The sequence below is a fragment of the Streptomyces polygonati genome, from assembly GCF_042650325.1.
Lineage (GTDB): Bacteria > Actinomycetota > Actinomycetes > Streptomycetales > Streptomycetaceae > Actinacidiphila > Actinacidiphila polygonati.
The window spans coordinates 768125-780411 of sequence record NZ_JBHSBB010000010.1 but is presented as its reverse complement, the minus strand read 5'-3'; the positions used below and the strand labels follow the sequence as shown (position 1 = coordinate 780411).

Genomic DNA, 12287 nt, shown 5'->3' with positions numbered 1-12287 from the left:
GCCGACTCGACGGGCGGAGGAGAAATGTCGCGCATAGCTTTGTACTACCCCTGGATGCATTTTCAGGATGACGATTGGTTCAAGCTCGCACTGCTGACCTGGGACAGGATCGCGCGGGTTCGTCCCAAGGGAGTCGGGGATCTCGACGGCGAGTTGGTGCGGCAAGTCCGCGAGGAGTCCGATCTGCTGTTGGATATACAGCCGAGCAGAGCCGATTTGGACACCGTCGCGAATGCCTTCTCTCGGATTCTGGTCGGGCCGGGCGCGGATGCCGGCGAATTCGGCGAATTGGCTCCCCTTCGCAGTGTCTATGACGCAGCTAGGTTTCTCGGTTCTGACCCTGACGTCGGGCTCTACCGGATGCCACCGAATTGGCATTCACCCTTTCCGCACAGCTCTCTGTTTTGGGTATATGCTGGTAGTTTCAGCAAAATTAGCCAGGCCCTGCGGGAGGATCTCGTCCGGGCGGGACTTGCCGTCGAGCGACGCGATGCGGGCCCATGGCTGGGAATGCATCCGAAGGTTGGCTCCGTCTATATGGCGGCATTGGCCGATGCCATGGCGCGAAGCAATGCGATGTCGCCGGTCACCGATGAGCCGTCGATGCATTATGCCGTCGGAGCCCTGGATCGCCTCGCGAGCTTGCTGCATGGGCGGAGTCCTTACCTCCCCATCCAGGAAGCGCAGTCCGCGTACATGCACCTGGCACTCGCTGCGGCCATCCGACCGCAAGGGATCGCCGCCGTTCCTGTCTCGCGCCTCCTCGAATTCAGAAGACGGCACTCGGCCGAACTCGCGGCCTTCCAAGAACATGTGGAATCCTTGGCCGCCGAGCTGGCGCAGGTCGCGGAGGTGGAGAACCCTGTTGTTGCCCAGGCGCATCTGCAAGCGCTGTACGAGAGGACCACCAAGCGCCACCTCGACGAATTGCGCGGTGCGCTGCGCGCTTTCGGCATTGAGTCGACGGTCGGCGTACTGCAGGTGAAGGTGGACCTGGGAACTGCGTCCGGCACGGCCCTCGGAGCTGCCGCGGCGGCAGGAGGACACCTCGAACTCGCCACTGCTGCAACGGTCCTGACCGTCGTACCGTATCTCTATCATGCGGTCAGAGAGCGCCGTGGGCGGCGCGCCAATTCGCCCGCGGCCTATTTGCTCTCCGCGAGTAAAGAGTTCAACCGTGCAGGATTTCGTCCCTGAGTACTGTGCAGGAATCGAAGGCTCAGCCCTGTGTGCGGCCTTACGGCGTGTCTGGGCACCGATGGAGGCTTACGGCAGCGTCTCGGCGTCGATCCGCGAGAAGATGAGGTCGCTCTCGCCGGTGGCCGGGCCACACCAGCGGGGGGCTGAGGTGCCGTTCAGCGCGGTGGGGTTGCTCGCGGCGGCGTATTCATCGGCGAGCCGGTAGAGGTGGAAGCCGACGCCGCGCATGGTGTCCAGCAACTCGTCCACCGAGTCGCCCAATTGGGTGATACGTTCCGGTGTCACCTCTACGGTGATCTCCGCGTCCGACCGCAGCCTGCCGAGCAGCGGTGCTATGCCCCGTACGACACTGCCCTAGGCGCCTTCGCCGTCGACTTTGATGACCCGCGCCTTCGCGACGACCCTGCCCTCGGGCCGACGAGCTGTGAGGCCAGCACGCTGAGGTATCCGATGTTCGCCCCGACGTCAATGAAGGTGTCTCCGGGCCGCAGCCGTCGCCGTAGCCACTGCGTCATCCGCGGTTCCCACACGCCGAACAGGTACACGTACCGCTGGATCAGGTCTTGCGTATCGACAGCGAACCGGGGCCCGACGGCCGACTCGGTGACCAGGCGGCGCGGCTTGTCCCGTAGGCGCGAGTTCAGGAGGTCGGCCAAGGGCGCCCTGGCGAACGCGCCCGGCGCGCTCCGCACATACCACCGCCCGAGGGTTGCCCATCCGACCACCTCTCTGCCCGCCGCCACGCGCACCGTAACACCGCGCGTTTCCCGAGCCTGAGCCTGTCGGCCCCTCGCCGAAAGCGGGACAGCGGAGATGATCCGGTCCCGTCCGCCGGTGTTCGCCGCACACTCGGCGTATGGACCGGGGCGTACGGTGATGACGTGGCAAGCGAACATCTGGGGCGGACGCTGCGGCGGTTGCGTCGCTTGGCCGACCTCACGCAAGAGGAACTGGCGGAGCGTTCGGATGTGTCCGTTGACGTGATCCGTCAGCTTGAGCAGGGGCGGAAGCATTCGGCGCGGCTGCCCACCCTGCACGCGTTGGCGAACGGACTGGGCGTGGAGCTGACTACGCTTCTCGGTGATCCGCCGGCCGTCGCCTCGGGTGAGAACGACGGGCCGCGTTTCGTCGCCGTGCGTCGAGCGATCATGCCTGTGCTCTGGGGGCCGCTGCCAGCTTCCACCGGTCAGGACTTCTCCCTGGGTGGTCTGCGGGATCGGATCGCGGACGGCTGGACGCAGTATCACGCGGCCGAGTTCGACGCCGTGATGAAGGCGCTGCCCGATCTGATCTCCCAGGCCCGTTCCGCCTCGGTCTCCGGCGGCGACGACGAGCGTGAAGCCGGTTTCGCGGCCCTGGGGAAGGCACTGCAGCTCGGTGGGCACGTTGCCGTGCGCATGGGCAAGACGGACCTGGCGCTGACAAGCCTGGAGCGCGCGATAAGCGTTGCCGAAGAGTCCGCCGATCCGCTGCTCGTGCCCATGATCGTCAATTCGATGGCGTGGACTTACCAACGGCAGGGCCGCCTGGACGACGCGCTGGCCATCGCGCTCACTGCTGCCGACGACATGAGGAAAGCCGATCACACGGCCACGGCCGACGGGCTCAAGGTGTGGGGCGGCCTGACCATGAGCGCCGCCACGTCAGCCGCGAGAAGCGGCGACTACGACCGGGCGGCGGCGATGATGGAAACGGCCGAGGCGGAGGCCGCCCGGGTCTCCAAGCTGCCTGCCGGCAGCGACAACCGCATGATCAGCGTCTTCAGCCCGTCCTCGGTCCGCATCGAACGCGTCCGCCTGGCCGTCCAGTACGGCCACTCCGCCGACGCCTTGACCCTGGCCAAGGGCATGCGGCTGTCCAAGGACACACCGCCCTCGTGGCGTACGTGGCTGCTGCTCGACGTGGCGCGCGCGCACTCGGACATCGGGGACGCGCTCGGGGCCGTCAAGACGCTGGAATCACTGCGCCGGGTCGCGCCCGCCTGGATGCAGCACGACACCCTGGCCGTCGCCATCGTGCGCGACCTGTGGGCGCTCCCCAACCACCCGCCGGGGCTGCGGCCGTTGGCCGAGTTCCTGGGCGTCGCCGATTAGCGTCGCGAAAGTGGGACGCTGCGTCACTGTTGTCGCACTCAGCGCTTCGTAAGTCTGGCCAGTAGGACCCCGGCGCCGTAGCGACGGCCCGGGGCGTGGCCAACGCTGTGGCACCGTGGGTGTCGGTCTCGGAACTCTTCGGTGGGCTTGATGAGTTGAGCGAGGCGCCCGGCGGGGGCTTCACCAATGCCGGTGCGGAGACGCTGTTCGAGGCGCTGGCCAGGACGGCGGTCGACTGGGACGGGGCGACGGTCTGTGCCGCCGGGGGTGCCCCCTGCGATCTGTCCGCCTATGTCCTGGCCGATCTGGGCCACTTCGGCTCGCGCGACGAACTCTTCGCCCGCCATGGCCAGACGCTCTGCGGGACGGCCCGGCTGCTGGCCGAGCCGGTTCTCGGGCGTCGCTCGGCGGGCCGCTAGAGCTCCCGGCCGGCACGGAATCCGGCACCCACGCCAACAGGCCGAGCCCATCGAGTTGTTGGACCGGGGCCGGGTAGCCGATTCGGGAGGGCGTCGACCGGATGCCCTTGACCGGTGGGAGATGACGGTATGGGCACGGGTGAGGAAGAGCAGGCGGGCAAGGGACGGCGGTTACTGAACTCGTGGTGGGTGACGGCCCTGTTCGCCGGGGTGTTGTGGCTGGGGTTCCGGCTGCTCGCGCATGACGGTGTGGTGGCGGCGGTGATTTCGGCGGTCTTCTACGGGGGGTTCATGGCCCTCGCCGCCGTGATGGGACGGCGGCGGGTGAGCCGGTCCACCGGGGTGGACGCCAAGGATCTGCCGAGGCTGTCGCGGCAGGCGCGGCGCGGCGAGGTGCCCGAGGATCCAGAACAGCGGCGGCTGATGGGGCAGTTGGTGCGGTGGCAGCTCGGCAAGCTCCACGATGTGCGGCGCGCGGTCATGGCCTTCGCGGCGCTGTTCGTGATCGTCGTGGGCAGCGCGGTTCTGTGGTTCGTCGCCGGTCATCCGGTCGCCGGTCTGTGCTGGCTGGTCGGTGGCCTGGCGTTCCTGGCCTTCCTGCTGTGGAACCGCCGCCGCAGCCAGGCCCGGCTGACCCGGGTGGACCGTCGGCTGAACGGCCTCGACCACGGGCAGGCCCACGGACGTGCCCACGGGCAGGCGGCCTAGGTTCCGCTGCGGGCCGGTCCGCGCTCCCCTTCTATCTCCACGCTCTCGTCGCGGCCCGGTACGTTCGCCGTACCGGAGCCTGAGCAGGGAGCCGACTCCCCTGCACACAGGGGGAGTTGGCAAATTTTGGGAGGATTGAGGACATGTCGGAGCGACTGCGACGCAATCAGTTAGTGATAGACGAGTTCCGCTCGGCCGGCGGTGTCGTGGGCGGGGACTTCGAGGGCACGCCCCTGCTGTTGCTCACCACGACCGGTGCGCGTAGCGGCGAATCGCGCACAATGCCGATGACGTATCTCGAAGACGGGGCGCGGTTGGTGGTCTTCGCGGCCAATGGCGGCAGGGAGAACCATCCGGGGTGGTATTACAACCTGCTGGCCGATCCGTCGGCCCAGGTCGAGGTGGGGACCGAGGCGTACGCGGTGACGGCGGCGGAATCCGAGGGCGCGGAGCGGGAGCGGCTCTGGGCCGAGCAGCTGGGGCGTATGCCGTACCTCGCGGACTTCCAGCGGCGCGCCGGGCAGCGTCGTGTCCCGGTCATCGTGCTGACCCGTGTGGACAGCTGAGCGCTCTTTTTCCCGGTTTTTCCCGGGGGCGTACGTCTCAGGCGTGCGCCCCCGACGTATGTCCCCGACGTATGCCCCGGACGTTCCGCGCCCGCGTCGGCAGCCCGTCTGGATGCGGCGCCCTCGGCCCGGCCGCGACCCCTCCCGCGCCCCCGCACACCCCCTCCCGCGCCCCTCCGCGACGTGACGCATCTCATCGCGACGAGCCCGTGACCCCTCCCGGAACCAAGTCCGCTGTGCGGCCACGGAGATGGCCGGTAAGCACCTGTCCGGGTCGCCCGTTCGACGCCTCGCGCGAGGGGACGCGCCCGCTATCAGCTCGCTGACCTGCGTCTACCGCGCTAAGCTAATCGAACGAACGTACGAGGAAACGTATCGGGCGGCTGGCTGGAACGGGCCGGAACAGGCCGGAGCACGGCGGATCGGGGTGGAGTGATGGAGGTGCGGCATGGCGGGCTTCGCCCATCTGCATGTCGCGTCCGGTTACTCCGAGCGGTACGGCGCCGCGCACCCCGAGCAGCTCGCGCGGCGGGCCGCCGAGCGGGGGATGGAAGCGCTGGCGCTCACCGACCGGGACACCGTCACCGGGGCCGTGCGGTTCGCGCAGGCGTGCGCGGAGACAGGGGTACGCCCGGTCTTCGGCATCGATCTGGCGGTCGAGGCGCTGGCGCCGCTGCCGCCGGAGCAGCGGTTGAAGACGCCGGTACGCGGCGGCGCGTATGTCGTCGAGCCGCCGCTGCGGTTCGTGCTGCTCGCCCAGGACCGGGAGGGCTGGGCGCGGCTGTGCCGGATCACCAGCGCCGCCCATGTGGGCACCGCGAGCAACGCCGCCCCCGTCCAGGTGCCGTGGCAGGCGCTGCGCGAGCACGGCGGCCGCGGGCTGACCGTACTGCTCGGCCCGCTCTCGGAGCCGGTACGGGCGCTGGCGGCCGGCCGGGAGGACCTCGCGGTCCGGCTCCTCGCCCCCTGGCGGGAGATCTTCGGTGACGGGGTACGGCTGGAGGTGGTCCGCCACGGTCAGCCCGGCTCCGGCCCCGACTCAAGCCCAGGCCCAGCCCCAAGCACCCGCCCCGCCCCCGGCACCAGCCCCGCCACCCCCACCGGCACCACCCCCGGCTCCCTCCGCCTCGCCGCCCGTACCCTCGCGCTGGCCGACCGGACCCGTACCACCGCCGTACTGACCAACGCCGTCCGCTACGCCGACCCCGGCCAGCACCGGCTCGCCGACGTGCTGGACGCCGCCCGGCTGCTGCGGCCGATCGACCCGCGCCGGCTGGACAGCGGGCAGCGCTGGCTCAAACCCGGGCAGGACATGGCCCTGGTCGCCCAGGAGGTCGCTGAATGCGCCGGAGCGGACCGGCGAAGGGCCGCCCGGCTGCTCGCCGACACCGCCGCCACCGCGGCCGGCTGCCGCCTCGACCCGGCGGCCGACCTCGGCCTGGGCACCCGGCACTTCCCGGAGCCGGAGGTCGTCGGCGCCGCGCCGGGCGGGGCCGCGCGGCTGCTGCGGGAGCGGTGCGCGGCCGGCCTGGTCCGGCGCGGTCTGGACGGCGACCGGAGCGCCCAGGACCGGCTGGCGGACGAGCTGAAGGTCATCTCCGGACTGGACTACGACTCGTACTTCCTCGCCGTCGGCCAGGTCGTCGCCGACATCCGGGAGCTGGGCATCCGGGTCGCGGCCCGCGGCTCCGGCGCCGGCTCGATGGTCTGCCACGCGCTGGGCATCGCCACCGCCAACCCGCTCGACCACCGCCTGCTGTTCGAACGCTTCCTCAGCCCGCTGCGCAAGAGCCTGCCGGACATCGACATCGATGTGGAGTCGGCCCGGCGGCTGGAGTGCTACGACGCGATCTTCCGCCGGTTCGGCAAGGAGCGGGTCGCGGTCACCGCGATGCCGGAGACGTACCGGGCCCGCAGGGCGCTGCGCGACACCGGCCTGGCACTGGGCATCGCGCCGGACGAGGTGGACCGGATCGCCAAGAGCTTCCCGCACCTGCGGGCCTGCGACATCACCGGCGCGCTCGCCGAACTGCCCGAACTCAAGCAGCTCGCCGCCGAGGCCGGGAAGTACGGCCCGCTGTGGGAGCTGGCCGAAGGGCTCGACTCCCTCGTCCACGGCATGGCCATGCACCCCTGCGGTGTGGTCATCAGCGACGCGACCCTGCTGGACCGCCTGCCGGTGCAGCCCACCCCCCAGGGCGACTACCCGATGGCGATGGCGGCCAAGGAGGAGATCGAGGCGCTGGGCAACATCAAACTGGACGTGCTGGCGGTACGGATGCAGTCCGCGATGGCCCACGCCGTCGCCGAGATCGAACGGGTGACCGGCGACCGTATCGACCTGGACGACGGACAGCAGGTGCCGCTGGACGACGTGTTCGCGTTCAAGCTCATCCAGGAGAGCCAGACGATCGGCATGTTCCAGCTGGAATCGCCCGGCCAGCAGGATCTGCTGTCGCGGATGCAGCCCCGGGACGTGCAGGACGTCATCGCCGACATCAGCCTCTTCCGCCCCGGCCCGGTGGCGGGCGGCATGCCCGAGCGCTATATCGCGGCCCGGCACGGCGGCGATCCGCACTACGCGCATCCGGACCTGGCGCCGGTGCTGTTCGACACCTACGGGGTCACCATCTGGCACGAGCAGATCATCGAGACGCTGCATGTGATGACCGGGTGCGACCGGGACCGGGCCGAGGTCGGCCGGCGGCTGCTCGGCGACCGGGGGAAGCTGCCGGAGATCAAGGCCTGGTTCCATCGCGCGACCGCCGCCCGCGGCTACGACCAGCGGGTCCGCGACGAGGTGTGGGCGACGGTGGAGTCCTTCGGCGCGTACGGCTTCTGCCGGGCGCACGCGGTCGCCTTCGCCGTCCCGGCCCTCCAGTCGGCCTGGCTGAAGGCGCACTTCCCGGCTTTCCTGCTGGCCGGACTGCTGGAGCACGACCCGGGGATGTGGCCCAAGCGGGTCATCGTCTCCGACGCCCGGCGGCGCGGGGTCCCCCTGCTGCCGGTGGACGTCAACCGCTCGAGGACCGAGCACATCGTGGAACGGGCCGACGGGGACCAGTGGGGGGTACGGCTGGCGCTGGCCGGGGTGCACGGCATCAGCGAGGACGAGTGCGCGCGGATCGAGGCCGGGCAGCCGTACGGATCGCTGTCGGACTTCTGGCAGCGGGCCCGTCCCAGCCGGCCGATCGCCGAACGCCTCGCCCAGATCGGCGCGATGGCGCAGTTGCACGACGGCCGGCTGACCCGGCGGGACCTGCTGCTGCAGATCGCCGAGCTGCATCGCCAGTCCCGGGTCCGTAGCGCGGGCCGCGGCCAACTGCCCATCGAGGCGGGCGCGGTGGGCGGGGCGGAGCCGAGCGGGCTGCCGGAGATGACCGGCCGCGAAGGCCTCAGCGCGGAGCTGAACACCCTCGGCATCGATGTCTCCCGCCATCTCATGGAGCACCACCACCGGCTGCTGCGGGAGATCGGCGCGATCGACGCCGCCCACCTGGGCGCCTTCAACGCCGGGCAGCAGGTGCTGGTGGCCGGGGTGCGCGCCTCGACCCAGACCCCGCCGATCGCCAGCGGCAAGCGCGTCATCTTCGTCACCCTGGAGGACGGCTCGGGCATGGTGGACCTGGCGTTCTTCGAGGATTCGCACGAGAACTGCGCGCATACGGTCTTCCACTCCGGGCTGCTGCTGGTCCGCGGCACCGTCCAGGTCCGTGGCACCCGGCGGACCGTCGTCGGCAGCATGGCCTGGGACCTGGACGAGATCGCCGCCGCTCGCCGCGACGACGGCCCCGAGGCCGCGCTGAAACTGCTCGGCGCCGGCCACCCGCACCCGACCCCGGCCCAGCCGCCGCACCGCACCCTCGAAAACGGCACCAGCGGCGCCCGCCTCCACCCGTACGCCGACCTCCAGCCGGCCGGCACCCGCGCCGCCGACCTGAAGAAGCTCGGGCATCGCAGCCAGGGGAGCGCGGGATGACGCCCGGGGGCCGGACCGGGGCCGGGGCCGGGAGCCCGACCGGAGCCTCGACCGGGTCCGGGTCCGGGTCCGGCAGCCTGACCGGCACCGGCACCGGCACCGGCGCTCGGAACGCCGGCACCCGCCCGCGGCACATCGCGCATCTGCACCTGCACCTGCGCGGTGGCCCGCCCGGCTCCCCCGGAGTGCGCGGTGCCCTCGGCGGCGAGCGGTACGCCGACGCGCTGGAGCTGCTGGGCGGCATCACCCCGCACGTCCAGGCCTTTCCGCCCGACGCGGTTCAGCTCGACCTGACCTCGGCGCTCCGCTACTTCGACCTCGGTCCCTACGACCTGGTCCAGACGGCGAAGATGCGGCTGATGGCCCTGTACGGCATCGACAGCAGCGCGGGGCTCGCGGGCAACCGGATGCTGGCCGCCATGGCCGCGGCCAGTTCCGCCCCGGGGGAGACCACCCGGATCCCCACCGAACCGGCTGACATGGCCGCCTGGCTGCGGCCCCGGCCGGTCACCGCGCTGCCCGGGATCGGCCGGGCCACCGCCACCATCCTCAGCACATACGGTCTGCACACCATCGGCCAGGTCGCCGACCTCCCCGCGGCGACCCTCCAGCGCCTGCTCGGCGTCGGCCCGGCCCGGCTGCTGGCCGAACGCGCCCGCGGCCACGACCCCCGCCCGGTCACCCCGCGGGCACCCGCGGCCCATACGACCGCCGATCTCGTACTCGACCGGGACTGCCTGGACCCGGAGCAGCACCACCGCGCCGTCCTGGGCCTGGCCGAGCGGATCGGTCAACGCCTGCGGACCGAGGGGCAGGTCACCGGCCGGCTCACCCTCACCGTCCGCTACGCCGACCGCAGTTCCAGCACCCGCACCCGCGCGCTGGCCGAAGCCACCGGCCACTCACCCGTGCTCGCCGCCACCGCGCTCGGCCTGCTGACCGCGCTGGGGCTGCAACGGGCCCGCGTACGCGCCTACACGCTCCGCGCCGACGAATTGAGGCCGGTCGCCGACGCCCACCACCAACTCCGCCTCGACCCCGATGACGCCCGCGCCCGCGCCGCCGAAGCAGCCGCCGACCGCGCCCGCCGCCGCTTCGGCCCGGACGCCGTCCATCCCGCGACGCTGGCCGCCGCCCGGCCCGCCGAGGAGGGGACGCAGCGGTGAACCCTCTTGGTCCCGCGCCCCGTTACCGCACGCCCGCGCGCTGGACGGCCTCGTCGACCGTGATGTCGCCCGAGACGAGTTCGAGCACGAGGCCGGCGGTGCCGGGGGCGTCGAGCAGGGCCACCAGGACGGCGGCCACGTCCTCGCGGGGGACCGAGCCGCGGCCGGTGTCGGGCGCGAGATCGACCCGGCCGGTGCCGGCGGCGTCGGTGAGGGCGCCCGGGCGCAGGATCGTCCAGTCCAGGCCGGCGCTACGGGCCCGGATCGCGTCGTCAGCCGCGCCCTTGGCCCGGCGGTAGGCGGTGTAGACCTCGTCGGGGCCGGTGGCGTCGGCGTCGGCTCCCCTGGAGGAGACGATCAGGAAACGCCGTACGGCCGCCAGCTCGGCGGCGTCCGCGAGCAGTACGGCCGCGTCGCGGTCCACAGTGATCTTGCGCTCCGCGCCGCTGCCCGGACCCGCGCCGGCCGCGAAGACCGCCGCGTCCGCGCCGCGCAGCACCGACGCCACCTCGTCGACCGACGCGGCCTCCAGGTCGAGGACGACGGGCTCGGCGCCCACCGCCCGCACGTCGTCGGCCTGTGCCGGGTTCCGGATCAGCCCGACCGCTTCGTCACCGCGCCCGGCGAGCAACCGCTCCAGCCGTAGCGCGATCTGTCCGTGTCCGCCCGCGATAACCGTACGCATACGGGTGACGCTACGCCTCGCGGGGCGACTGGCGTGGGAGGTCGAGGACGGCTTCGGTGGCGGAGTCGCAGTACTCGCGCACCGCGCTGGTCCGGGACACCACCCGGCCGCGGTGGATCACGATCCGGCTGTACGCGAGGGACAGCACGCCGGGCAGGCTCTCGCCGCGCACGGCGAGCAGTTCGGCCGGGAAGCCGGCCTCGACCCGGACCTCCGGCAGGCCCATCACCGCGCGTGCCTCGCAGCTGATCAGGTCGTACGCCCGCAGGGGGCAGCACTCGCCGTGCGAGGCCAGCAGGAAGGCGGCCTCCAGCGGGTCGCCCCGGCCCACCGGGTTGGTGAGGTCGCCGAGCGCGCCGCTGCCGGCCGCGACCCGCACACCGGCCGAACGCAGCGCGCGCACCGGCGCCGTGCCGCCCCGGTCCAGTACGCAGCAGCCGCCCTGCGGCAGCGCCACCACCGAGATGCCGGCCGCGGCCAGTCGCGCCGCGGCCGAGGCGGCGGCGGTCGCGGGCAGCGAGCGCAGGCCGTGGCAGGGGCCGAGGGCGACGCCCGGCCGCATCCCGCCCGCCATCGCGGCCAGCCGGGCCAGCCGGGCCGGGTCGTCGGCGGCGGTGTGCAGGTCGACGGGGACGCCGAACTCGGCGGCCAGCGAGAGGGCCACTTCCGTATAGCCGCTCGGGTCCGGGTCCAGCTCCGGGCACCCGCCGACCGCGCCGGCGCCCATCTTCAGCGCGTCCCGCAGCATCGCCGAACCGTCGGCGCCCGCGACGCCGGTCAGCAGGCGCGGTACGGCGACGGTCTGCACCTCCACCAGGCCGCGCAGCGCGCGCCGGGCCTGGAGGACCGCTTCCAGCGAGCGCAGTCCCTGTACGTCGCCGATCCGCACATGGCTGCGCACCACGGTGGCCCCGTGGCCGAGTTGGAGCAGCGCGCCCTCGGTGGCGCGGCGCTGGACGTCCTCCACGTCCCCGGAGGGCGGCCCGCCCGCGGTCAGCGCCTGGTCGAGATGCGCGTGCGGCTCGGCGGGCGCGGGCAGCAGCAGATAGCCCCGCAGGTCGATCCGTGTCCCGTCCCCGGCCGCCACCCCCGCGGCCAGGCTCCCCGCGGTCCCGACCGCCTCGATCCGCGGCCCGCTCAACCGCACGTCCACGACCCGCCCATCGATCAGCCGCGCGCCGCACAGCAGCAACGTGGCGGTCTCCGCGGCGGTCTCCCGAGGGCTGTCGGTCATCGCGCTCCTCCGATGCGGGCAAGGCGGACGCTGGGGGGAGCCAAGATCTCGCACGTCAGAGCCTACGGCTCCCCACCCCGCCTGACCCGCTACCCCCAATTAGTAGTACCGCCCGGGTTTCGCCCTCCCGACGCGCCCGCCCGCAGGACCCGCCGGGTCCGCATCTGCCCCCGGTCTCGGGGGACGCGGCCCGGGTCCCCGTTTTCCGCCGCGGCGCCGGGAGGCACGACGGCGGAT

8 protein-coding genes and 2 pseudogenes are annotated in these 12287 nt (G+C 72.2%); 7 read left to right on the top strand and 3 right to left on the bottom strand.

Going from position 1 to position 12287, the window contains the following annotated elements:
* Nucleotides 1-54: 54 nt before the first annotated feature.
* A complete protein-coding gene (locus ACFO3J_RS16205) occupies nt 55-1197 on the top strand; it encodes a DUF6236 family protein (protein WP_386430079.1) in 1143 nt (380 codons plus the stop codon).
* 69 nt (nt 1198-1266) lie between these two features.
* Here the strand turns inward: ACFO3J_RS16205 and ACFO3J_RS16200 are convergent.
* Nucleotides 1267-1892: pseudogene (locus ACFO3J_RS16200) on the bottom strand (FkbM family methyltransferase).
* Between the two features lie 189 nt (nt 1893-2081).
* Between ACFO3J_RS16200 and ACFO3J_RS16195 the strand changes: the two are divergent.
* From ACFO3J_RS16195 to ACFO3J_RS16170, 6 genes and pseudogenes are all read left to right on the top strand, one after another.
* A complete protein-coding gene (locus ACFO3J_RS16195) occupies nt 2082-3293 on the top strand; it encodes a helix-turn-helix domain-containing protein (protein ID WP_386430078.1) in 1212 nt (403 codons plus the stop codon).
* 116 nt (nt 3294-3409) lie between these two features.
* A pseudogene (locus ACFO3J_RS16190) lies at nt 3410-3712 on the top strand (transglutaminase domain-containing protein); the annotation flags it as partial.
* A gap of 129 nt (nt 3713-3841) precedes the next feature.
* Nucleotides 3842-4420: a hypothetical protein gene (locus ACFO3J_RS16185; RefSeq protein ID WP_386430077.1), complete on the top strand. Its 579-nt coding sequence runs from the start codon at nt 3842-3844 to the stop codon at nt 4418-4420.
* Nucleotides 4421-4563: 143 nt separating this feature from the next.
* Nucleotides 4564-4986 carry a nitroreductase/quinone reductase family protein gene (locus ACFO3J_RS16180; RefSeq protein ID WP_386430076.1) on the top strand — a complete coding sequence of 141 codons (423 nt, stop codon included), beginning with the start codon at nt 4564-4566 and terminating at the stop codon, nt 4984-4986.
* 448 nt (nt 4987-5434) lie between these two features.
* Complete coding sequence (locus tag ACFO3J_RS16175) at nt 5435-8965, top strand: DNA polymerase III subunit alpha (RefSeq protein ID WP_386430075.1); 3531 nt, start codon at nt 5435-5437, stop codon at nt 8963-8965.
* Entirely contained in the window at nt 8962-10131 is a 1170-nt protein-coding gene (locus ACFO3J_RS16170) for a DNA polymerase Y family protein (protein ID WP_386430074.1), read from the top strand. The genes ACFO3J_RS16175 and ACFO3J_RS16170 overlap by 4 nt, the downstream gene beginning before the upstream one ends.
* Nucleotides 10132-10153: 22 nt before the next feature.
* On the opposite strand, the gene ACFO3J_RS16165 is transcribed toward ACFO3J_RS16170, so the two are convergent.
* Together ACFO3J_RS16165 and ACFO3J_RS16160 are read right to left on the bottom strand one after the other, a co-directional pair.
* Nucleotides 10154-10816: an NAD(P)H-binding protein gene (locus ACFO3J_RS16165; protein WP_386430073.1), complete on the bottom strand. Its 663-nt coding sequence runs from the start codon at nt 10814-10816 to the stop codon at nt 10154-10156.
* A 10-nt stretch (nt 10817-10826) separates the two neighbouring features.
* Complete coding sequence (locus ACFO3J_RS16160) at nt 10827-12050, bottom strand: amidohydrolase family protein (RefSeq protein WP_386430072.1); 1224 nt, start codon at nt 12048-12050, stop codon at nt 10827-10829.
* Nucleotides 12051-12287 lie beyond the last annotated feature (237 nt).